Raw genomic sequence first — 21,340 nt, forward strand, 5'->3', positions numbered from 1 at the left:
GCATGCGGACGTACTCGCCCACACCCCGCCCAGCACGTCACGGTGCCGGGAGGGGACGTGCCGGGGCGCTCCCCGCAGGGAGTCGAACGCAACCACCGCGAACGAAACAACGAAATACCCGAACGTTCGGCTCCCGAGGAGACGCCCCGGCTCGGCGCCGACCCCAACGCCGCCCGCCCACAAGACGCAACGCCCCCCGGAAACGCCTCTACCACGCCCCCGCTTACCGGAGGCTGACATTCCGTTAACGTCAATTCGCGACGAACGGTGACGGAGTGCGTGCGTTATGTGATGTGCTGGAGGCAAGTAGCTGACAAGTGACGCACCACAGTTGTCTCGGGGGCTAGAGGGAGGGAAGCGGCATGGGGGACGAGTTCATCCGACGCTGGGAATCGGGCGCCCTGGCGCACGCTGTTTCCGATCCCTTCGGCCAAGGCCCCCTGCCCTGGCTGCGCGGCGGCGAGCACTACTTCAGCGACAGCGGCCAGGTGATCCCCTGGTACGCCGAGCACATCGACCCCGTGACCGGAGTCAAGCTCCCGCAGCCCCGCTCCGCCCCCACCGGCGGCCCTCGCAACGCCGACGACGTACGCCAGCAGATCAAGGGCTTCGCGTCCCCCGGCGCCGCCGCCCCCGGCGAGGCGATCGACTTCCACATCACCGTGGACCCGCCCCAGCAGTTCTCCGTGGACATCTACCGCATCGGCCACTACGGCGGCGACGGCGCGGCAAAGATCACCACCAGCCCCCGCCTGGCCGGCATCGTCCAGCCGGCCCCGCTCGCCGCCGACCGCACCGTCTCCTGCCACCACTGGTGGCTGTCCTGGCGCCTCCAGATCCCGGATCTCTGGAACGTCGGGGCGTACGTCGCCGTGCTGACCACCGCCGACGGCTACCGCTCCCACATCCCCTTCACGGTCCGCGACAGCCACCCCGCCGACCTGCTCCTCCTCCTGCCGGACATCACCTGGCAGGCGTACAACCTCTACCCGGAGGACGGCCGCACCGGCGCCAGCCTCTACCACGCGTGGGACAGCCTGGGCCGCCTCCTGGGCGAAGAAGAAGCGGCCACCACGGTCTCCTTCGACCGCCCCTACGCAGGCGCGGGCCTCCCCCTCCACGTGGGGCACGCGTACGACTTCATCCGCTGGGCCGAGCGCTACGGCTACGACCTCGCCTACGCGGACGCCCGCGACCTGCACGCGGGCCGCGTCGACCCGACGCGCTACCGGGGCCTGGTGTTCCCGGGCCACGACGAGTACTGGTCGGCCCCCATGCGGCGCACCACGGAGCTCGCCCGCGAGGCCGGCACGTCGCTCGTCTTCCTCTCGGCCAACACGATGTACTGGCAAGTGGAGCTCGCCCCCTCCGCCTCCGGCACAGCCGACCGCCTGCTCACCTGCCGCAAACGCCGAGCTCCCGGCAAAGCCGCCCTCTGGCGCGAGATCGACCGCCCGGAGCAGCAGCTGATGGGCATCCAGTACGCCGGAAGGGTCCCGGAGCCGAGCCCCCTGGTCGTACGCAACGCGGACCACTGGCTCTGGGACTCGACCGGTGCCTACGAGAACGACGAGATCGAGGGCCTGGTCGCGGGCGAGGCGGACCGCTACTTTCCCCGTACGGCCCTGCCCGAGCACCAGGGGCGCATCCTGTTGGCCCACTCCCCGTACCGGGACGGCGACGGCGCCCTGCGCCACCAGGAGACGTCCCTCTACCGGGCCCCCAGCGGCGCGCTGGTCTTCGCCTCGGGCACCTTCGCCTGGTCCCCTGCCCTGGACCGCCCGGGGCACGTGGACCCACGCATCCAACGCGCGACGGCGAACCTCCTGGACCGCATCTGCAAACGCGACTGAGAAAAACACCGCCGACGCACCGCCGACGCACCGTAGGCAACCCCCAGGACACCGCCCCCACGCCCCCGCCCCGACACCCAAGCCCCGCATACGGGAGAATCAGAAGCGCTCCTGGATCAACCTACGCGGAGGAACCGTGTCCGGATTCGTAGAAAAGCCCGAGCCGCTCCAGCTGCCGGGCCTGACCCACCTCCACACGGGCAAGGTGCGTGACCTCTACCATCACGAGGCCGGCGACCTCGTGATGGTCGCGAGCGACCGCATGTCCGCGTACGACTGGGTGCTGCCCACAGAGATCCCCGACAAGGGCCGGGTCCTGACCCAGCTCTCGCTCTGGTGGTTCGACCAGCTCGCGGACCTCGCCCCGAACCACGTGATCTCCACCGACCTGCCCGAGGGTGCCCCGGCCGACTGGGCCGGCCGTACGCTCATCTGCAAGTCCCTGCGGATGGTCCCGGTCGAGTGCGTGGCCCGCGGCTACCTCACCGGCTCGGGCCTCACCGAGTACCAGGAATCCCGCACCGTCTGCGGCCTCGCCCTCCCCGAGGGCCTGACCGACGGCTCGGAACTCCCGGCGCCGATCTTCACCCCCGCCACCAAAGCGGCCGTGGGCGACCACGACGAGAACGTCAGCTACGAGGAAGTGGCCCGCCAGGTCGGCGCCGAGACCGCCGCCCACCTGCGCCAGATGACCCTCGCCATCTACAACCGGGCCCGTGACATCGCCCGCGACCGGGGCATCATCCTCGCCGACACGAAGTTCGAGTTCGGCTTCGACGGCGACCGGCTGGTCATCGCCGACGAGGTGCTGACCCCTGACTCCTCCCGTTTCTGGCCCGCGGCCACCTGGGAGCCCGGCCACGCCCAGCCGTCGTACGACAAGCAGTACGTCCGCGACTGGCTGACCTCGCCCGCCTCCGGCTGGGACCGCAAGGCGGAGCTGCCGCCGCCCGCGCTCCCGCAGGAGATCGTCGACGCGACCCGGGCGAAGTACGTGGAGGCGTACGAACGCCTCACCGGCATGAGCTGGTCCTAGAGCAGCGCCGGGGCACCGCAGAGGGCCCCGGCAACGCCCCGGCAACGCAGAAGGCCCCGGTCGGGATGACCGGGGCCTTCTGACTCTGAGCGGACGACCAGGTTCGAACTGGCGACCTCAACCTTGGCAAGGTTGCGCTCTACCAACTGAGCTACGTCCGCATGCACTGTGTTGCCGTGTGCGATGCCAACTATACCCAACCTCGCTCGCGGGCGAGGCGCACCGCGGTATGACGATTTTCCGCACCGAGCTTCGAGGCGGCCGAGGACAGATAGTTGCGCACCGTGCCGGGCGACAGCGCGGCCCGCTCCGCGATCTCCGCGACCGGCGCCCCGTCCGCCGCCAGCTCCAGCACTTCCGCCTCCCGTACGGTCAGCGGGGAGTCCCCGGCGGAGATCGCGTCGGCCGCCAACTCCGGGTCCACGTACCGGTTTCCGTCCCGTACGCTCCGGATGAGCTCGGCCAGCCGCTGCGCGCTGACGGTCTTCGGTACGAACGCCCGCACCCCCGCGGCGAGCGCCCGTTTCAGATGTCCGGGCCGCCCGTGGCTGGTCACGATCATGCAGCGGCAGCCGGGCAGCTCGGCCCGCAGAGCTGTGGCCACACTCACACCGTCGGCGCCCGGCATCTGCAGATCGAGTACGGCGACGTCCGGCCGGTGCGCCCGCGCCATCGCCAGCGCCTCGGGCCCGGTAGCCGCTTCCGCGACGACGACGAGGTCGTCCTCCAGCCCGAGCAGCGCGGCGAGCGCGCCCCGGATCAGATGCTCGTCGTCGGCGAGCAGGACCCGTACGGGCGCCACGGCGGAACCACTCACGGCACGACTCCCGGCACCGCTCCCGACACCGCTCCCGGCGCCACTCACCGCAGCACCTCCCGAACCAGCGGCACCTCAGCCGTCAGCCGGAACCGCCCGTCCCCGGCCGGCCCCGCCCGCAGCGTCCCGCCCACCGCGCTCAGCCGCTCCCGGAGCCCGGCGAGCCCCGACCCCGGAGTCCCCGCAGCGGACACCTCGCCCGCCCCGTCGTTCTCCACGACCAGCACCGCCCGCCCCCCGTCCGCCGCCAGCCGCACCGTGCAGGTGCGCGCGTCGCCGTGCCGCAGCACATTGGTCGTCGCCTCCCGTACGACCCACCCGAGCGCCGACTGCACGCCCGCCGGCAGCTCGTCACCGGGCCCCCGGTCCATCAGACAGTCGATGCCCGCCGCACTCAGCACGCCCCGCGCCCCTTCCAGTTCGGCGGGCAGATCCGCCGCCCGATAGCCCCGTACGACCTCACGCACCTCGCGCTGCGACTCCTGCGCGATCCGCTGCACCTCGGCCATCTGGTCGGCGGCCTCCGGCCTGCCGCGCCGCGCCAGCTGCACCGCCAGTTCGCTCTTGAGCGCGATGACGGCGAGATTGCGGCCCATGACGTCGTGCATGTCCCGTCCGAAGCGCAGCCGTTCCTCGGCGACCGCGAGCCGCGCGGACACGTCACGGGACAGGTCCAGTTCCCGGATGACTGCCATGAACCAGGCCGAGGACCGGGTGGTCGCCAGCGCGAACAGCCACACGAACACCACGATCACCACCCCGCCCGCGGCCAGACCGGCCCCCGCCCCGCTGGCGGCCAGCGCGCCGGCGATCAGCGCCGCGGCCACCACCGTCCCGAGCGCGAGCCGCCGGAGCGTCGACAGCATGAACGTCGACATGGCCGTGGTCAGCAGGGTGTACGGCAGTATCTGGATCATCACCGTCCCGTCCCCGATCTCGCCGGTCGCCTGAAGGGCCACGACGAGCCCCACCGAGACCCCGCCGAGCGCCAGCGCGACGGCCGCCGAGCACCACGGAGCAGGCGCCCCGTCGATGTAATGCGCGAGCGAGTGGTGGATGGTGTGCATCGCGACCGCGCACTGGGCCACCCAGAGGGCGAGCAGCGCCCGCGCGAGCGCGACGGCGCCGGGGTCGCGGCCCACCTCCTCGGTGAGGGGCGTGAGCGCACCGACCGAGATCAGCCACGGCAGCACGTACAGCGTCACCCGCATGTACAGGTCAATCTTCGCGACCTGACTCTGCTTCCCCCAGAAGCCCCTCATCCCCGTCCCCCACTTCTATCGCCGCGGCTCCCACCGGAACCACCGCTGTACGGCGAACACTGACAGTACGGTCCAGGCCACCGCCGTGCCGACGGCCCCCAGCGCCTCGTACGCCCCCAACTGTCCACTCCAGCCGCCCCGTACCAGCTCGACGGCGGGCGACAGCGGCAGCAGCTCGCAGAGCGAGGCGACCTTGTCCGGCAGCAGCTCCAGGGGCACGACGACCCCCGACCCCACCATCGAGATCAGCATCATCGGCATGATCGTGATCTGGGCGCCCTCCGCCGACCTGGTGAAGACGGTCGTGGCGGCCGCCGTCGTCCCCGCGACGGCGACGCCCAGCAGCACCCCCGCCACCACCAGCAGCGGATCGGCAGGCATCTCCACGTCCAGAAGCACCATCCCCGCGATCACCAGCACCACGCACTGCGCGAGTCCCGCCACGAGCGTGGCGGCGGCCGTCCCGGCCAGGATCTCCACGTCGCCGGGCTCCCCGGTCCGCAGCCGCTTGAGTACGAGCTCCTCGCGCCGCACCACATAGACCGTGACCAGCGCCGAGTACACCCCGAAGAGCAGCACGAACGCCACGGCCATCGGCATCATCGCCGCACCCGGCGAGATCCCGGCCTTGGCCAGGTCCAGGTCGTCGACGACCGGCCGCATCGCGTAGGTCATCGCCACCGGCAGGACCAGCGCCGCGAACAGCACCGCCTTGTGCCGTACGAGAAGAGTCAGTTCGGCCCGTGTCAGCGCCGCCATGCGTCCCACCACAGCCGTGCTCATCGCGCGGCCACCTCCGCTTCCCGTTCGTCGCTCTTCGCCGCGCGCGCGATGTTCAAGAACGCCTCCTCCAGCGAGGCCGACCGCATATCGAGCCCGCGCAGCTCCACCCCGGCCGCGTCCGCCCACGCCAGCAGCCCCGTGGCGGCCCGCTGCAGCCGGTCCGTGAACAACCGGACCGTCCGCCCCGCCAGTTCGTGCCCCGTCACGCCGAGCTGCCCGAGCGGCGGCAGATCCCCGAGGTGGTAGCCGTCCGGCAGCTCGAAGGAGATCTGCGAGGGGTACTCCGCCACCACCTCGTCCACCCTTCCCTCGGCGGCGATCCGCCCCTCGTGCAGGATCGCCAGCCGGTCGGCCAGCTCCTCGGCCTCCTCCAGGTAGTGCGTGGTCAGCAGTACGGTCGTCCCCTCGTCGCGCAGTTCCCGCACCAGCTCCCACGTCTCGCGCCGCCCCTCGGCGTCGAGTCCCGTCGTCGGCTCGTCGAGGAAGAGGATCTCGGGTCGCCCGAGCAGCGCCGTCGCCAGATCCAGCCGCCGCCGTTCCCCGCCGGACAGCTGCTTGACCCGTACGTTCTCCCGCTTCCCCATGCCCACCAGGTCCAGCGCCTCGCCCACCGGCCGCGCCCCGCTGGTGCATCCCGCCCACATCCGGACCGTCTCGCGCACCGTCAGCTCGGACGGAAAGCCGCCCTCCTGGAGCATGACGCCGACCCGGGGACGTACCTTTGCGCGCTCGGTGTACGGGTCGTGCCCCAGCACCCGGACGCTGCCGCCGCTGGGCCGGGCGAGGCCCTCCAGGAGTTCCAGGGTCGAGGTCTTGCCGGCCCCGTTCGTGCCGAGCAGCGCGAACAGCTCGCCGCGCGCGACGGAGAAGGAGAGCGAACGGACGGCCTCGAAGCCGCCGCTGTAGGTACGCCGGAGCCCCTCGGCGTCGATCACGTAGTCATTGGTGGTCATGTGCCAAGACTTCCGCCGGATCACGACCGCGGGCAGTGCGGGCTGTCATCACCGCACATGACAAATGTCAGAACCGCGGTCGCGGCACGGCGCAGACACGACGAAGGCCCCGGTCGTCATGACCGGGGCCTTCGTACACATGGAGCGGACGACGAGATTCGAACTCGCGACCCTCACCTTGGCAAGGTGATGCTCTACCAACTGAGCCACGTCCGCATTTGGTGCCACCACTGTACCCGAACCACCGGAGTGGTTGGTAAGTGATGTAGAGCGGGTGACAGGAATTGCACACTGCGCCTTCCCCCTGGAAGGGGGATGTTCTACTACTGAACTACACCCGCACGCTGCTCGGGGACCGGCCCTGCGGCCTTGCCCCTCGGCGTGCTCCAGACTCTAGCCGATCAACAGGGGTGGAGCGCAAGTCGGCTGCGCAGCGGGGTTCGAGCTCTGTCAGGACGCCTCCGCGAAGGCCTCGTAGACCTTCTTCGGGATGCGGCCGCGGGCCGGCACGTCCATCTGGTGCGAGCGCGCCCACGCGCGCACGGCTGCCGGGTCGGGTGCCACGGCGGTGTGCCGGTAGACCTTGCCCGACTTCGAGTGCTTTCGGGCCGCCTCGATGAACGGCTCCAGCGCGGTGCGCAGTTTCTTTGCATTGGCGGGATTCAAGTCGATCTCGTACGACTTCCCGTCCAGGCCGAAGCTGACCGTTTCCGCTGCTTCCCCTCCGTCGATGTCGTCGGAGAGCGTGACCACTACGCGCTGAGCCACGGATATCGGTCCTTTCCTGCGGCACTACCGCGTCTGACATCGCGTCTGACGTGCGGTGATGCCGGCCTTCCGGCTGATTTGGAGCAATGCTGTTTTTCTCGCTATTCCTTTGTACAGCGACAGGCATTGCATGGTGAAGCCCAGTTAATTCCGTCCGCGGGTCCTTCCGCAATCGGAGGCACCCGTTTTTCCCCTGATTTTTCCCGGGGTTGTCACCCCCGATACCGGAACGTGATCGGCGTCAGCCTATATCTACCCGCGTAGAATTTCAGGGCAGGTACGCTGATTGGACCGCCTTCGCACCACACCACCACCGGGAGTGCCAGTGGCACGCGTCGTAGTCGACGTCATGCTCAAGCCCGAGATCCTCGACCCGCAGGGACAGGCGGTGCAGCGCGCACTGCCCCGTCTCGGCTTCGAGGGAATCGCGGACGTCCGTCAGGGAAAGCGTTTCGAGCTCGAGGTTGATGGGCCGGTCGATGACGCCGCCCTCGCCCGCATCAACGAGATGGCCGAAACGTTCCTCGCCAACACCGTCATCGAGGACTTCACCGTGAAGGTGGAGGAGCCGAAGTGACCGCTCGTATCGGAGTCGTCACCTTTCCGGGAACGCTCGACGACCAGGACAGCCTGCGCGCCGTCCGGACCGCGGGCGCCGAGCCGGTCTCGCTGTGGCACCGCGACAAGGACCTCAAGCAGGTCGACGCGGTCGTGCTCGCGGGCGGCTTCTCCTACGGCGACTACCTGCGGGCCGGTGCCATCGCCCGCTTCTCGCCGGTGATGGAGACGATCATCGACCAGGCGAAGGCCGGTCTTCCGGTCCTCGGCATCTGCAACGGCTTCCAGATCCTCACCGAGGCCCACCTCCTGCCCGGCGGGATGCTGCAGAACAGCCACCTGCACTTCATCTGCCGCGAGCAGAAGCTGCGCGTGGAGACGAGCGAGACCGCCTGGACCGCGGACTACACCGCCGGCCAGGAGATCCACATCCCGCTCAAGAACATGGACGGCCGTTACGTCGCCGAGGAGCGCGTGCTCGACGAACTGGAGGCGGAGGGCCGCGTCGCCTTCCGCTACCTGGACGTGAACCCCAACGGCTCGCTCCGCGACATCGCCGGCATCACCAACGCCGCCGGCAACGTCGTCGGCCTGATGCCGCACCCGGAGCACGCCGTGCAGCCGCTGGTCGGCACGGGACGTACCGACGGCCTCGGATTCTTCACCTCGATCCTGAAGAAGCTGGTCAACGCATGACTCTGGACACCGTCAAGCACGCCGCGGAAACCCCCGAGGCCGAGCAGCCCTGGAAGGAACTCGGCCTCAAGGAGGACGAGTACGCGCGCATCCGGGAGATCCTCGGCCGCCGCCCGACCGGCGCCGAGCTCGCCATGTACAGCGTCATGTGGTCCGAGCACTGCTCGTACAAGAGCAGCAAGGTCCACCTGAAGCAGTTCGGCGAGAAGGTCCCCGCCAACGACGCGATGCTCGTCGGCATCGGCGAGAACGCGGGCGTCGTCGACGTCGGCCAGGGTTACGCCGTGACCTTCAAGGTCGAGTCGCACAACCACCCCAGCTACATCGAGCCGTACCAGGGCGCGGCCACCGGCGTCGGCGGCATCGTCCGCGACATCCTGGCGATGGGCGCCCGGCCGGTCGCGGTCGTCGACCCGCTGCGGTTCGGCGCGGCCGACCACCCCGACACCCGGCGCGTACTGCCCGGCGTCGTCGCGGGCATCGGCGGCTACGGCAACTGCCTGGGCCTGCCGAACATCGGCGGCGAGGTCGTCTTCGACGAGTGCTACCAGGGCAACCCGCTGGTCAACGCCGGCTGCATCGGCGTCATGAAGCACGAGGACATCCACCTCGCGAAGGCGAGCGGTCCGGGCAACAAGGTCATCCTGTACGGCGCCCGCACGGGCGGCGACGGCATCGGCGGCGTATCGGTGCTGGCCTCGGAGACCTTCGAGTCGACGGGCCCGGCCAAGCGCCCGGCGGTCCAGGTGGGTGACCCCTTCCAGGAGAAGCTCCTCATCGAGTGCACCCTGGAGATCTTCCGCGAGCAGCTCGTCGCGGGCATCCAGGACCTCGGCGGCGCGGGCCTGTCGTGCGCGACCTCCGAGCTGGCGTCGGCCGGGTCCGGCGGCATGCGCGTCGAACTGGACACCGTGCCTCTGCGCGACTCCTCCCTCTCGCCCGAGGAAATCCTCATGAGCGAGTCGCAGGAGCGCATGTGCGCGATCGTGGAGCCGGACAAGGTCGACCGGTTCATGGAGATCTGCGAGAAGTGGGACGTCATCGCCACCGTCATCGGTGAGGTGACCGACGGCTCGCAGCTGGAGATCTTCTGGCACGGCGAGCAGATCGTCGACGTACCGCCGCGGACGGTTGCCCACGAGGGCCCTGTCTACAACCGTCCGTACGCCCGCCCTGCCTGGCAGGACGCGCTCCAGGCCGACGACGCGAACAAGCTGGCGCGCCCGGCGAACTCCGCGGAGCTGCGCGAGCAGGTCCTGAAGCTGGTCGCATCCCCGAACCAGGCGTCGAAGTCGTGGATCACCGACCAGTACGACCGCTTCGTGCAGGGCAACACGGTGCTCGCCATGCCCGAGGACGCGGGCATGGTGCGGATCGATGAGAAGACGAACCTGGGTGTCGCGATGGCGACCGACGGGAACGGCCGGTACGCCAAGCTCGACCCGTACACGGGCGCGCAGCTCGCGCTGGCCGAGTCGTACCGCAATGTCGCCGCTACCGGCGCGAAGCCGCTCGCGATCTCCGACTGCCTGAACTTCGGCTCCCCCGAGGACCCGGACGTCATGTGGCAGTTCGCGGAGGCCACGCGCGGTCTGGCGGACGGCTGCCTGCAGCTGGGCACCCCGGTGACCGGCGGCAACGTCTCGCTCTACAACCAGACCGGCGAGACCGCCATCCACCCGACGCCCGTCGTCGCGGTGCTCGGCGTGATCGACGACGTGACGCGGCGTACGCCGGTCGCCTTCGCGGAAGAGGGCCAGCTCCTCTACCTGCTCGGTGACACGCACGAGGAGCTTGGCGGGTCGGCCTGGTCCCAGGTGATCCACGACCACCTGGGCGGCATGCCGCCGAAGGTCGACCTCGACCGGGAGAAGCTGCTCGGCGAGATCCTGATCTCGGCCTCGCGTGACGGAATGATCGACGCGGCGCACGACCTGAGCGACGGCGGCCTGATCCAGGCGGTCACCGAGTCCTGCCTTCGGGGTGGGAAGGGTGCGCGGCTGGTGGTTCCGGACGGTCTGGACCCCTTCGTCTTCCTCTTCTCGGAGTCGGCGGGCCGGGCGGTCGTTTCGGTGCCGCGCAGCGAGGAGCTTCGCTTCAACGACATGTGCGGGGCTCGGGGTCTGCCCGCGACCCGGATCGGTGTCGTCGACGGCGAGGAGATCGAGGTGCAGGGCGAGTTCAGCATCCCGCTGAGCGAGCTCCGCACGGCGCACGAGGCGACGCTGCCGGGCCTCTTCGCCTGACCCCGGACCAATCCTTCGGCCCCGGCCAGCTACTTGGCCGGGGCCGAAGTTTTTTTGTTCCCCACCCCGCCCCTTCCCGAACTGGGGCGCTGCCCCGGACCCTGGTCCTCAAGCGCCGGACGGGCTGGTGGGGGCCAGGGGTGCTGCCGGGGCTCCGGTCCTGGGGCCGCTGAGCCGGGGATGTGTCCGCCGCGTGGCGAAGCCGGCTCGTCCGGCAAAACCAACTCGCCCGGTGTATCCAGCTCCCCGTGGCAAATCCAGCCCGTCCGGCGTTTGAGGACACGCCCGTAGGGCGTCCGGGGTCTGGGGCTTGCCCCAGTTCGGGAAGGGGCGGGTAGGGGAAATCTCCCCGGGGTCCGGGGCGGAGCCCCGGGTTTGGTGCGGGCGCGCGAAGAGCGGCCGTTGTCGTACCCGGGGGCTAGTCTCGGGGGCATGGCATCCGCTGCCCAGAAGGGCCCCCGCCCGCGCCGTTACGACGCCGCCAAGACCCGCGCCGCGGTCCTGGCGCAGTTCGGCAACGTACACGACGCCGTGCGCGACCTCACGCCCGCGCAGCTCGCGCTCCCCACCCACCTCGGGGACTGGACCGTACGCGAGCTGGCCGCGCACGTCTCCATGGCCGTCGGCGCCGTCATCCGCTGCCTCGAACAGCCCGCCCCGCCCAAGCAGCAAGTCACCCTCCTGGACTGGCCGTTCGCAACGGCCCCCCGCGCCGCGCGGATCTCCGAAGACACGAAGGCGATCGCCGCGTCGGCGCCAGACCTCGACGCGCTGTACGAGCGGACCCGCGCCCGGCTCGCCGAGCTGCTGCCCGCCGCCCCCGACGACCGGCTGCTCGCGTCCCGCGTCGGCGCCATGCGCCTCGACGACTACCTCGTCACCCGCACCGTCGAACTCGTCGTCCACACCGACGACTTGAACCGCGCGGCCGGCCTCGCCGTCCCGTACGACCGCCAGGCCCTCGCCGCCTGCACCCGCCTCCTCGCCGACGCCCTCGCCGTGAAGGCGCCCGGCGGTTCGGTCGAGGTCCGCGTCCCGCCGTACGCCGTCGTGCAGTGCGTGGAAGGCCCCCGCCACACCCGCGGCACGCCGCCCAACGTCGTCGAGACCGACCCGCTCACCTGGATCCGCCTCGCCACGGGGCGTACGGACTGGGACACGGCCGTGGACGACGCGAAGGTCAGCGCCAGCGGCGAACGGGCCGGCCTGGCCGGGTTGTTGCCCATCCTCCGCTAGGGCCTGTCGTCATACTCCCGCCTGCCCCGCGACGCCTGGCACGCACTCTCGCCGCACCGGGCGAAAGCCCAAGTACGTCCAGTACGAGGGCTTCCGCCCGGCACGCCGAGAGCACGCACCAGACGCCGCAGGGCCCGCCCTTCGGGCGGACGGCGGGAGTTTGACGACAGGCCCTGGGGCGCTACTTGATCATGTAGTGTTGCCGACGCCAATGCAGGACGTACGCACCAAGGAGGTGAGCCCCATTACCGCTGTATCAGGTCGGGTGCTCTCACCTCGCGACCGCGCGGTCCACCGGACATAGGCACCGGAAACTGGGGACCGAGGGAGCGCCCATCGGCGTCCCGAAAGGTTTCCCATGTCTCTCTCCTCCTCGCTCTCCCCTTCTGTCATCGTCACCAGGCTTCGGGCCGCCGGCTGCGTATTCGCCGAGGACGAGGCGGAATTGCTCCTCTCCGCCGCGCAGGACCCCGCCCAGCTCTCCGCCATGGTGGACCGCCGGATCGCCGGCCTGCCCCTTGAACACGTGCTCGGCTGGGCCGAGTTCCGAGGCCGTCGCATCGCCGTGGACCCCGGGGTCTTCGTCCCTCGCCGGCGCACCGAGTTCCTCGTCGAGCAGGCCGTGGCCCTCGCCCCGTCGCGGGCCGTCGTCGTAGACCTCTGCTGCGGCTCGGGCGCGCTCGGCGCGGCGCTGGCTGTGTCCCTGGAGCGGGTGGAGCTGCACGCCTCCGATGTGGACCCCGCCGCCGTGCGGTGCGCCCGGCGCAACGTCACCGCCGTCGGCGGGCAGGTCTACGAGGGCGACCTCTACGCGCCGCTGCCCGCCGCCACGCTGCGGGGACGGGTCGACGTACTGCTGGCCAATGTGCCGTACGTACCGACCGGCGAGATAGAGCTGCTGCCCCCGGAGGCCCGCATCCACGAGGCGCGGGTCGCACTCGACGGCGGGGCGGACGGACTCGACGTACTGCGGCGGGTGACGGCACAGGCGGCGCGCTGGCTGGCACCGGGCGGCCACCTGCTGTTCGAGACGAGTGAGCGGCAGGCGCCGCAGGCCGTCGAAACCGTCGCCCGCGGCGGCCTGGTCCCGAAGGTCGTCACGTGCGACGAGCTGTACGCCACCGTCGTCATCGGGACCAGGGGCAAGTGAAAGTGAAGGGGAACAGGAAGGGGAACAGGCAGGTGGAACCAGAAACCCCACTCGCCCCGTCCCATCGCCATGGATACGTCGCGCACCCGCATCTCTGGCCCCCTCACCGGCGCCGTCACCGTCCTGGCCCTCCTCACCCTGGCCGCCTGCGGCACGGAGCCGGGGGGCACGGACGCCGGAGGTGACGGCACCGTAAAGCCGGACCTTCAGATCTCCGGCATCGACTGGACCGTCGACAGTGTGACCGTCGACGGGAAGAAGATCCCGGCGCCCGAGAAGGCCACGGTACGGATCGACGAGAAGGGCCGGGCCAAGGGCAACACCGGCTGCAACCACTTCGGCGCCGATGTGAAGGTCAAGGGCGACACGATCACCGTGGGGCCCGGCCAGACCACCGAGATCGGCTGTCCGAAGAACGTCGCGAAGTTCGAGCAGCACCTGCAACGCACCTTCACCGGTGAGCTCAAGGCCAAGATCACGGACGACAGGCTGACGCTGACCAAGGCCGGGGGCGACGCCATCGCCCTGTCCGAGACGAAGCCCGAGCCGGACGCGCAGCTCCTCGGTACCGAGTGGCGCGTGGAGTCGCTGCGTGACGGCGACACCGCGACCTCGGTGTCCGGGGAGGCCGCGGGCAAGGCGAAGCTGGTCTTCGGCGAGGACGGATCCGTGGGCGGGAATCTCGGCTGCAACCACGTCTCGGGCAGGGCGAAGGTCTCCGGGTCCACCCTCACCTTCTCCAAGATCGCCACGACCCGGAAGCTGTGCCCGCCGCCGGTGATGGACACCGAGCGGGCCCTGCTGAAGATCCTCGACGGCAAGGCGACGTACGAGATCCGTGAGCGCACCCTGTCCCTCACCGCGGCGGGCGGCAAGGGACTGGACGCGGTGGCGATCGCCAAGTAGGCCGGAGCGAGTACCGCCGGGCGGCTACGGGCTACGGGCGACGGCGGCGGCGCAGCGCGAACAGCGCCGCGCCGCCCAGCGCGAGCGCCGCCGCGCCACCGAGGGCCAGCGGCACGGTGGAAGAGTCGCCGCCGGTCTCGGCCAGGCGCTCGTCGCCCACGTGGGGGCGTACGCCGGATTCCGGGGCCCGGGCCGGTGCCTCCGATACGGCGGTCCTGCCCGGCTTCGTGGCAGCCACCGGCCCCGAATCGGGCGCCGCCGGGCCCGCCGGCGCCGCCGCCCCGCTGCCCAGTCGGACGGCGACCGTGGCCTGCGTCTTGCCCGAGGACACGACCTTCACCGTGACCTCGCGCGCGGTGTCGGTCAGTTCCGTACCGGCCCGGAGCGCGTCCGCGTCCGGCGCCTTCGCCTCGCCCGTGGTCGGGTCGATCAGCGCCGACCTCGTGTAGTCGCCCCTCGTGACCCGGTAGGCGTGGACGCCCTGGAGCGCGCCGTCGAGCGCGCCCGCCTTCGCCCGCATCTCGACGATGATCTTGTCCTGGCCGCCGAGCGGGATGCGCAACGCGCGGACGCCCGTGCCCTCGCCGTTCAGCGGACGCAGCGTGTACGTGCCGGACTTGGTGACGTCGGTGAGCTCACCGCCTGTGAGCCACTTGTTGTGGATCAGCTCGGCCGCTGTCAGTCCGGCCGCCGAACCGCCGCCGCCCATCACCGACTTGTGACTGTTGCCGTCCTCCTTGCAGCCGGCACCCAGATCTCCGTCCGGGCAGCGCAGCCGCATCTGATGGTGGTAGCCGAGATTGTGGCCGAACTCGTGGACCAGTGCGTCGATCGAGAAGTGCTCGTCCGGCATCCACGTCTTCCCGCCGCCCACCGTCCCGAGGCCGCCGAAGCCGCACTTCGCCTTCTCGTTCGGGAAGACGATCGAGACGTGGTCGTACGTGTCCTTCGCGACGCCCGTCGCGGCCAGCGCCTTCTGCGTCTCGTCCGCGATGCGGCCGGTGTCGCAGGAGGCGGCCACGGGGAGCGTGAGCGGGCCGGTCACCTGGTCCGTACCGGCGGGCCCGAAGGTGATCCTGCCCCGGGTGATCTCGTTGTAGTACGAGGCCAGGGAACCGCTCTTCCCGTAATAGGCGGACTCCAGAGACGACTCCAGCTTCGCGGCGTCCGCGAGCGCGCTGTCGCTGAAGTTCACCATCACGACCTGCACGGTGCGCCGGTCGGCGGGCGCCACCTCGCCGGCGTAGGCGGCCGGGGCCGCCGTCGAGGCGAGTACGACGCCGCAGGCGAGGGCCGACAGACGGACTCGGGAGGTCGACTGCATGTGGGGGTTCCTTCCGCCGCAGAACGAGAACAGGGGGAAGGACATCGTGATCAAGCGCGGAGCACGTTAAACCGCGAACACTGTGCGCTCGGCTCGGCTACACACAGCGACGTACAGCGACGGGCAGTTCGCACGCCGAGCCCCGCACCACCTCAAGATCAGCCCCCAAACGCCACCTCAAGATCGCGTCCCACTCCCCGGATACGCGCATGGACAGCGGAATGCGCGTGATTACGGGCCCTTGCGCCCAATGCGCCCTCGATTCGGAGCCCGCCCGTATCCCCAATTCGGACCAGTGGTCGATCTCGCCTACACTCGGTGGTGTGCCTCGTGGTGATGGACGACTCAACCACGACCTGCTCCCCGGTGAGAAAGGCCCCCAGGACGCTTGCGGCGTCTTCGGTGTCTGGGCTCCCGGCGAAGAGGTCGCCAAGCTCACCTATTTCGGACTGTATGCCCTGCAGCACCGTGGACAGGAGTCCGCGGGCATCGCAGTGAGCAACGGGTCGCAGATCCTGGTCTTCAAGGACATGGGACTGGTCTCGCAAGTCTTCGACGAAACTTCCCTCGGCTCCCTCCAGGGCCACATCGCGGTCGGTCATGCCCGCTACTCCACCACCGGAGCCTCGGTGTGGGAGAACGCGCAGCCGACCTTCCGTGCCACCGCGCACGGATCGATCGCCCTGGGACACAACGGCAACCTGGTCAACACGGCGCAGCTCGCCGAGATGGTCGCCGGCCTCCCCAAGGAGAACGGCCGCGCGACCCAGGTCGCCGCGACCAACGACACCGACCTGGTCACCGCCCTGCTGGCAGGCCAGACGGACGACGACGGCAAGCCCCTCACGATCGAGGAAGCCGCCGCAAAGGTTCTCCCGGACGTCATGGGCGCCTTCTCCCTCGTCTTCATGGACGAGGGCACGCTCTACGCGGCCCGCGACCCGCAGGGCATCCGCCCGCTGGTCCTCGGCCGTCTCGAGCGTGGCTGGGTGGTGGCCTCCGAGTCCGCCGCTCTCGACATCTGCGGTGCCGCGTACGTCCGTGAGGTCGAGCCGGGCGAGATGCTCGCCATCGACGAGAACGGCCTGCGTACCTCGCGATTCGCGGAAGCGAAGCCCAAGGGCTGTGTCTTCGAGTACGTCTACCTGGCGCGCCCGGACACCGACATCGCCGGCCGGAACGTCTACCTCTCGCGAGTCGAGATGGGCCGCAAGCTGGCCAAGGAAGCCCCGGTCGAAGCCGACCTGGTGATAGCCACGCCCGAGTCGGGCACTCCCGCGGCCATCGGCTACGCGGAAGCCAGCGGAATTCCGTACGGCTCGGGCCTGGTCAAGAACGCGTACGTCGGCCGGACCTTCATCCAGCCGTCCCAGACGATTCGCCAGCTCGGCATCCGCCTGAAGCTCAACCCGCTCAAGGAAGTCATCCGCGGCAAGCGCCTGGTGGTCGTCGACGACTCGATCGTCCGCGGCAACACCCAGCGCGCCCTGGTCAAGATGCTCCGCGAGGCCGGCGCCGCCGAGATCCACATCCGGATCTCCTCCCCGCCGGTGAAGTGGCCCTGCTTCTTCGGCATCGACTTCGCGACCCGCGCCGAGCTGATCGCCAACGGGATGACGATCGAAGAGATCGGCAAGTCCCTGGGCGCCGACTCGCTCTCGTACATCTCCATCGACGGGATGATCGAGTCGACCACCATCCCCAAGGCGAACCTGTGCCGAGCCTGCTTCGACGGCGAGTACCCGATGGAGCTTCCGGACCCCGAGCTGCTCGGTAAGCAGCTTCTGGAGACCGAGCTCGCGGCCGGCCCGGCGAGCGCCGCGGCCGAGGCGCTCCGTCGCCCGTAACGCCCCCCCTTTCACGACACGAAAGTTCCCAGCAATGTCTGAGACCACTGGTGCCAGCTACGCGTCCGCGGGCGTCGACATCGAAGCAGGCGACCGCGCCGTAGAGCTGATGAAGGAGTGGGTGAAGAAGACGCAGCGCCCCGAGGTCCTTGGCGGCCTGGGCGGCTTCGCCGGTCTCTTCGACGCCTCCGCCCTCAAGCGTTACGAGCGTCCGCTGCTGGCCTCCGCCACCGACGGTGTCGGTACGAAGGTCGACCTCGCCCGCAAGATGGGCGTGTACGACACGATCGGCCACGACCTCGTCGGCATGGTCGTCGACGACCTGGTCGTCTGTGGCGCCGAGCCGCTCTTCATGACCGACTACATCTGTGTCGGCAAGGTGCACCCCGAGCGTGTCGCGGCCATCGTCAAGGGCATCGCCGAGGGATGTGTCCTCGCGGGCTGCGCCCTGGTCGGCGGCGAGACCGCCGAGCACCCGGGCCTGCTGGGCGAGGACGACTTCGACGTCGCCGGTGCCGGTACGGGCGTGGTGGAGTACGACCGGCTGCTGGGCGCGGACCGTATCCGTAAGGGTGACGCGGTGATCGCCATGGCGTCCTCCGGTCTTCACTCGAACGGGTACTCACTCGTCCGGCATGTGGTCTTCGACCGCGCCGGCTGGTCGCTGGACCGCGAGGTCGAGGAGTTCGGCCGCACCCTCGGCGAGGAGCTGCTCGAACCCACCAAGATCTACTCGCTGGACTGCCTGGCCCTCACCCGCACCGCCGAGGTGCACGCTTTCAGCCACATCACGGGCGGCGGTCTTGCGAACAACCTGGCCCGTGTGATCCCGGACGGCCTGCACGCCACGGTCGACCGCTCCACCTGGACCCCCGGCGCGGTCTTCGACCTGGTCGGCAAGGCCGGTCAGGTCGAGCGGCTCGAACTGGAGAAGACCCTCAACATGGGCGTCGGCATGATGGCCGTCGTTCCGGAGGAGTCGGTGAACGTGGCCCTGGAGACCCTCGCCGACCGCGGCGTGGACGCCTGGGTCGCGGGAGAGATCACCGAGCGCGGCGACCACGCCACGGGCGCGACGCTTACGGGTGACTACGCCAAGTAGTCACCCGGGGCAGCACAGAACCCGGTCCGGGGCCGAGGCCCAGGACCGGGTCGAGTGTGTGATGCCTGTTCGAGGTGTACGGACGTCAAGCGCCGCGACGATGGGCCGAAGGACCGGACTCTTCGTCCTCGTCCCCGTCATCGTTGTACTGAGCCGCGTACTGTGCGTACGGGTCGTCTTCCTCGTCGTCGTCCTCGAACGGCTCGCCATTAGGCGGCTGTTGCGAAGTCGTCGAAGCGCCCAGCTCGTTGGCCAGACGCGACAGGTCAGTCCCGCCGCTGCTGTACTTCAGCTGGCGGGCGACCTTAGTCTGCTTGGCCTTTGCCCGGCCGCGCCCCATGGCTCGACCCCCTCGGTGACGGGGCTCGACGGCCCCAGAGTCTTGACACGCGTTCATGGTTCGGAACGGACTCCCCTCGGAGAGACCGGTCCGTAGGGCATCAACGGTACCTGCTTCCGCGGCCATACGGTACGCCGCCCGCATGCAACGCCTCGGCACAGAACCCGCGAGGAGCCCCGTCCTCGCTGGTCAACTGCGATTTTAACCTCTTCTTGAGGGTCGACCCGCCGACGGGGGTGAGTCATGTCTCGTCATGTCTCCTCATGCCCCACCGAACGGCGGGCCGGCCCTCCCCGCGGGTCAGCTCCGGCGTGCCTCAGCCATCCTCTGCTCGGCGATCCTGTCGGCCGCCGCGGCCGGCGGAATGCCGTCCGCCTTCGCACGTGCGAATATCGCCAGCGTGGTGTCGAAGATCTTCGCGGCCTTCACCTTGCACCGGTCGAAGTCGAAGCCGTGCAGCTCGTCGGCGACCTGGATCACGCCACCGGCGTTCACCACGTAGTCGGGCGCGTAGAGGATCCCGCGGTCCGCGAGGTCCTTCTCGACGCCGGGGTGGTCGAGCTGGTTGTTGGCCGCGCCGCACACCACCTTCGCCGTGAGCACCGGGACGCTGGCGTCGTTCAGCGCGCCGCCGAGCGCGCACGGGGCGTAGATGTCGAGACCCTCGACGCGGATCAGCGCCTCGGTGTCCGCGGCGACGGTGACGTGCGGGTGACGCTCGGTGACGCGGCGTACCGATTCCTCCCGCACGTCGGTGATCACGACTTCGGCGCCGTCCGCCAGAAGGTGCTCGACGAGGTGGTGGCCGACCTTGCCGACGCCCGCGACGCCGACCTTGCGGCCGCGCAGCGTCGGGTCGCCCCACAGGTGCTGGGCCGAGGCCCGCATGCCCTGGAAGACGCCGAACGCGGTCAGCACGGAGGAGTCGCCGGCGCCGCCGTTCTCGGGGGAGCGGCCGGTGGCCCAGCGGGTCTCGCGGGCGACGACGTCCATGTCGGCGACGTACGTACCGACGTCGCAGGCGGTCACATACCGGCCGCCGAGGGAGTCCACGAACCGGCCGTACGCGAGGAGCAGTTCCTCGCTCTTGAGCGTCTCCGGGTCACCGATGATCACGGCCTTGCCGCCGCCGTGGTCGAGTCCGGCCATGGCGTTCTTGTACGACATGCCGCGCGCGAGGTTCAGCGCGTCGGCGACGGCCTCTTCCTCGGTCGCGTACGGGTAGAAGCGCGTGCCACCGAGGGCCGGGCCCAGGGCGGTGGAGTGGATGGCGATGACGGCTTTGAGGCCTGAGGCGCGGTCCTGGCACAGCACGACTTGCTCGTGGCCGCCCTGTTCCGATCGGAACAGGGTGTGCAGGACGCCGTCGGTTGCGTCGGTCACGGTGGTGACTCCCAAGTACGAGGCGGCTTCGCCCTCCTGCGGGTGGGGAGGGCCGATGGGCAAGAGAGTAAGACCTGGGGAGCCGCAGGGGTGCGGCAGTGCTGAGGATCACCCCCTGGCGGAGTAGGCGTGGGACGATTTCTCTCCGGTTTCCTTCCGGTTCTTTGAGCTTATTTCCGGTCCGAGTGAGGAGCAGGCGTGGCCCAGGAGTCCTCGGTGATCGTCCCGTACGTCTCCTATTTGCGGGTGTACGAACCGCTGGCGGCCTTCCCCGAGCCCGAACGCGGCCATTGGGCGCGGTACGCGAAGCACGAGCGGCTTCCCACGGCCCAGGACGAACTGAGGCGGTCCCTGGTGGACTTGCTGCCCACTCCGCCCGTCCCGGTGCCGGTGCACGAGAGCGGCGACGCGTTCGTGACCGAGGTGGACGGAGTCCTGTGCGTTTGTCCCTGGCGGACGAGGCTGCGCGGCTGGCTGGCGCTCGAGGAGCTGCCCGACCTCTTCCCGGAGCCGTTGCTGGACGCGGCGCTGCCGTCGCTGGTGCGCCGGCAGGCGGCAGCGGACTTCGAGCGCTGGCTGGAGCGCAACCCGGACGCGCGTCCGTGGATCAGGAGCTCGGCGTGGCACGTGCCGGTGCGCTGGTTCGCGCTCTTCTCGGGCGAGGAGCGGGAGTACGCGAAGGCGGAGGGCGAGGAGGCGCCCGTACTGCGCTACCGGACGCCGATGGCCCAGGCGCGGCGGCGGGTGGCGCGGGCCCTGAAGGTGCTGCGGGAGCATCTCGACGCGGAGGCCGGGGGTCCGCTCGTCGACGGCCTGGTGGACGTGGGGCGCTGGCTGGAGGAGTTCCACCCCCGGTCGCTGGTCGAGCTCGATTACGGCGGCCTGGCGCACGTACTCCCCGAGGAGCATCTGGCCGGGGATCTCTCCGCGGCGGACGTGGCCGAGGGGATCGCGGCGCTGCGGGCCGGGGACGGCGCGGCGGCCGGTGAGGCGTACGGGCGGCTCACTGAGCGGTGGCGGGTGGTGCGCGAGCGCCAGTTCGCGAACTGACAGCATTCGGGGTCGGCTCCGGGTGGCCGG

General features: G+C 70.2%; 19 protein-coding genes and 3 tRNA genes. 11 read left to right on the plus strand and 11 right to left on the minus strand.

The features are described 5' to 3' along the window. Nucleotides 1–362: 362 nt before the first annotated feature. On the plus strand, nucleotides 363–1,853 hold the full coding sequence (locus J7E91_RS24775; RefSeq protein WP_214908431.1) for a N,N-dimethylformamidase beta subunit family domain-containing protein: 1,491 nt from the start codon (nucleotides 363–365) through the stop codon (nucleotides 1,851–1,853). Nucleotides 1,854–1,989: 136 nt separating this feature from the next. After that, a complete protein-coding gene (locus tag J7E91_RS24780) occupies nucleotides 1,990–2,889 on the plus strand; it encodes a phosphoribosylaminoimidazolesuccinocarboxamide synthase (RefSeq protein WP_214908433.1) in 900 nt (299 codons plus the stop codon). A gap of 88 nt (nucleotides 2,890–2,977) precedes the next feature. Here the strand turns inward: J7E91_RS24780 and J7E91_RS24785 are convergent. The 8 genes from J7E91_RS24785 to J7E91_RS24820 form a co-directional block, all read right to left on the minus strand. Continuing rightward, nucleotides 2,978–3,050: transfer RNA gene (locus tag J7E91_RS24785), tRNA-Gly, on the minus strand. A 29-nt stretch (nucleotides 3,051–3,079) separates the two neighbouring features. Beyond that, a complete protein-coding gene (locus J7E91_RS24790) occupies nucleotides 3,080–3,706 on the minus strand; it encodes a response regulator (protein ID WP_374224775.1) in 627 nt (208 codons plus the stop codon). A 44-nt stretch (nucleotides 3,707–3,750) separates the two neighbouring features. Further along, nucleotides 3,751–4,968, minus strand: coding sequence for a sensor histidine kinase (locus J7E91_RS24795; protein ID WP_214908435.1), 1,218 nt, complete (start codon nucleotides 4,966–4,968; stop codon nucleotides 3,751–3,753). Between the two features lie 15 nt (nucleotides 4,969–4,983). Beyond that, entirely contained in the window at nucleotides 4,984–5,751 is a 768-nt protein-coding gene (locus tag J7E91_RS24800; protein WP_214908437.1) for an ABC transporter permease, read from the minus strand. Further along, nucleotides 5,748–6,704, minus strand: coding sequence for an ABC transporter ATP-binding protein (locus tag J7E91_RS24805; protein WP_214908439.1), 957 nt, complete (start codon nucleotides 6,702–6,704; stop codon nucleotides 5,748–5,750). Before J7E91_RS24805 ends, J7E91_RS24800 begins: the two co-directional genes overlap by 4 nt. 140 nt (nucleotides 6,705–6,844) lie before the next feature. Then, nucleotides 6,845–6,920, minus strand: a tRNA-Gly gene (locus J7E91_RS24810). 53 nt (nucleotides 6,921–6,973) lie between these two features. After that, nucleotides 6,974–7,045: transfer RNA gene (locus J7E91_RS24815), tRNA-Gly, on the minus strand. 109 nt (nucleotides 7,046–7,154) lie between these two features. After that, nucleotides 7,155–7,472 carry an Lsr2 family protein gene (locus tag J7E91_RS24820; protein ID WP_028815111.1) on the minus strand — a complete coding sequence of 106 codons (318 nt, stop codon included), beginning with the start codon at nucleotides 7,470–7,472 and terminating at the stop codon, nucleotides 7,155–7,157. Nucleotides 7,473–7,797: 325 nt separating this feature from the next. Here J7E91_RS24820 and purS point away from each other — a divergent pair, with 325 nt between their 5' ends. From purS to J7E91_RS24850, 6 genes are all read left to right on the plus strand, one after another. After that, nucleotides 7,798–8,049: a phosphoribosylformylglycinamidine synthase subunit PurS gene (gene purS / locus J7E91_RS24825; RefSeq protein WP_028815110.1), complete on the plus strand. Its 252-nt coding sequence runs from the start codon at nucleotides 7,798–7,800 to the stop codon at nucleotides 8,047–8,049. Continuing rightward, nucleotides 8,046–8,726 (plus strand): phosphoribosylformylglycinamidine synthase subunit PurQ, encoded by a 681-nt coding sequence (gene purQ, locus J7E91_RS24830; protein ID WP_214908441.1) that lies wholly within the window; start codon nucleotides 8,046–8,048, stop codon nucleotides 8,724–8,726. The genes purS and purQ overlap by 4 nt, the downstream gene beginning before the upstream one ends. Continuing rightward, nucleotides 8,723–10,972 carry a phosphoribosylformylglycinamidine synthase subunit PurL gene (purL, locus tag J7E91_RS24835; RefSeq protein ID WP_214908442.1) on the plus strand — a complete coding sequence of 750 codons (2,250 nt, stop codon included), beginning with the start codon at nucleotides 8,723–8,725 and terminating at the stop codon, nucleotides 10,970–10,972. Before purQ ends, purL begins: the two co-directional genes overlap by 4 nt. Before the next feature lie 432 nt (nucleotides 10,973–11,404). Next, a complete protein-coding gene (locus J7E91_RS24840) occupies nucleotides 11,405–12,208 on the plus strand; it encodes a maleylpyruvate isomerase family mycothiol-dependent enzyme (RefSeq protein WP_214908443.1) in 804 nt (267 codons plus the stop codon). Between the two features lie 358 nt (nucleotides 12,209–12,566). After that, nucleotides 12,567–13,358 (plus strand): putative protein N(5)-glutamine methyltransferase, encoded by a 792-nt coding sequence (locus J7E91_RS24845; protein WP_214908444.1) that lies wholly within the window; start codon nucleotides 12,567–12,569, stop codon nucleotides 13,356–13,358. Nucleotides 13,359–13,427: 69 nt separating this feature from the next. Continuing rightward, nucleotides 13,428–14,264 carry an META domain-containing protein gene (locus J7E91_RS24850; protein WP_214908445.1) on the plus strand — a complete coding sequence of 279 codons (837 nt, stop codon included), beginning with the start codon at nucleotides 13,428–13,430 and terminating at the stop codon, nucleotides 14,262–14,264. Between the two features lie 31 nt (nucleotides 14,265–14,295). Here J7E91_RS24850 and J7E91_RS36830 read toward each other — a convergent pair whose 3' ends face one another. Next, nucleotides 14,296–15,588, minus strand: coding sequence for an LAETG motif-containing sortase-dependent surface protein (locus J7E91_RS36830; RefSeq protein WP_214908446.1), 1,293 nt, complete (start codon nucleotides 15,586–15,588; stop codon nucleotides 14,296–14,298). Nucleotides 15,589–15,911: 323 nt separating this feature from the next. Here J7E91_RS36830 and purF point away from each other — a divergent pair, with 323 nt between their 5' ends. Both purF and purM read left to right on the plus strand, forming a co-directional pair. After that, complete coding sequence (purF, locus tag J7E91_RS24860) at nucleotides 15,912–17,435, plus strand: amidophosphoribosyltransferase (protein WP_214908447.1); 1,524 nt, start codon at nucleotides 15,912–15,914, stop codon at nucleotides 17,433–17,435. A 34-nt stretch (nucleotides 17,436–17,469) separates the two neighbouring features. Beyond that, nucleotides 17,470–18,537 (plus strand): phosphoribosylformylglycinamidine cyclo-ligase, encoded by a 1,068-nt coding sequence (gene purM / locus J7E91_RS24865; RefSeq protein WP_214908448.1) that lies wholly within the window; start codon nucleotides 17,470–17,472, stop codon nucleotides 18,535–18,537. Between the two features lie 85 nt (nucleotides 18,538–18,622). On the opposite strand, the gene J7E91_RS24870 is transcribed toward purM, so the two are convergent. Together J7E91_RS24870 and J7E91_RS24875 are read right to left on the minus strand one after the other, a co-directional pair. Beyond that, the gene (locus J7E91_RS24870; protein ID WP_028815102.1) at nucleotides 18,623–18,877 is read right to left on the minus strand and encodes a DUF3073 domain-containing protein; all 255 of its coding nucleotides are present in this window, start codon (nucleotides 18,875–18,877) and stop codon (nucleotides 18,623–18,625) included. A gap of 300 nt (nucleotides 18,878–19,177) precedes the next feature. After that, the gene (locus J7E91_RS24875) at nucleotides 19,178–20,260 is read right to left on the minus strand and encodes a Glu/Leu/Phe/Val dehydrogenase dimerization domain-containing protein (protein ID WP_214908450.1); all 1,083 of its coding nucleotides are present in this window, start codon (nucleotides 20,258–20,260) and stop codon (nucleotides 19,178–19,180) included. Nucleotides 20,261–20,458: 198 nt separating this feature from the next. Here J7E91_RS24875 and J7E91_RS24880 point away from each other — a divergent pair, with 198 nt between their 5' ends. Next, nucleotides 20,459–21,310: a hypothetical protein gene (locus tag J7E91_RS24880; RefSeq protein WP_214908453.1), complete on the plus strand. Its 852-nt coding sequence runs from the start codon at nucleotides 20,459–20,461 to the stop codon at nucleotides 21,308–21,310. Nucleotides 21,311–21,340: the final 30 nt, after the last annotated feature.

It is taken from the genome of Streptomyces sp. ISL-99 (assembly GCF_018614005.1).
Classification (GTDB): Bacteria; Actinomycetota; Actinomycetes; order Streptomycetales; family Streptomycetaceae; genus Streptomyces; species Streptomyces flavidovirens.

Bases quoted from the DNA above. Each gene is read 5' to 3' on its own strand.
- J7E91_RS24795 (WP_214908435.1), bottom strand. From the start codon at position 4,968: ATGAGGGGCTTCTGGGGGAAGCAGAGTCAGGTCGCGAAGATTGACCTG.
- J7E91_RS24775 (WP_214908431.1), top strand. From the start codon at position 363: ATGGGGGACGAGTTCATCCGACGCTGGGAATCGGGCGCCCTGGCGCAC.
- J7E91_RS24840 (WP_214908443.1), top strand. From the start codon at position 11,405: ATGGCATCCGCTGCCCAGAAGGGCCCCCGCCCGCGCCGTTACGACGCC.
- J7E91_RS24870 (WP_028815102.1), bottom strand. From the start codon at position 18,877: ATGGGGCGCGGCCGGGCAAAGGCCAAGCAGACTAAGGTCGCCCGCCAG.
- J7E91_RS24800 (WP_214908437.1), bottom strand. From the start codon at position 5,751: ATGAGCACGGCTGTGGTGGGACGCATGGCGGCGCTGACACGGGCCGAA.
- J7E91_RS36830 (WP_214908446.1), bottom strand. From the start codon at position 15,588: ATGCAGTCGACCTCCCGAGTCCGTCTGTCGGCCCTCGCCTGCGGCGTC.
- purM (WP_214908448.1), top strand. From the start codon at position 17,470: ATGTCTGAGACCACTGGTGCCAGCTACGCGTCCGCGGGCGTCGACATC.
- J7E91_RS24805 (WP_214908439.1), bottom strand. From the start codon at position 6,704: ATGACCACCAATGACTACGTGATCGACGCCGAGGGGCTCCGGCGTACC.
- purL (WP_214908442.1), top strand. From the start codon at position 8,723: ATGACTCTGGACACCGTCAAGCACGCCGCGGAAACCCCCGAGGCCGAG.
- J7E91_RS24850 (WP_214908445.1), top strand. From the start codon at position 13,428: ATGGATACGTCGCGCACCCGCATCTCTGGCCCCCTCACCGGCGCCGTC.
- J7E91_RS24845 (WP_214908444.1), top strand. From the start codon at position 12,567: ATGTCTCTCTCCTCCTCGCTCTCCCCTTCTGTCATCGTCACCAGGCTT.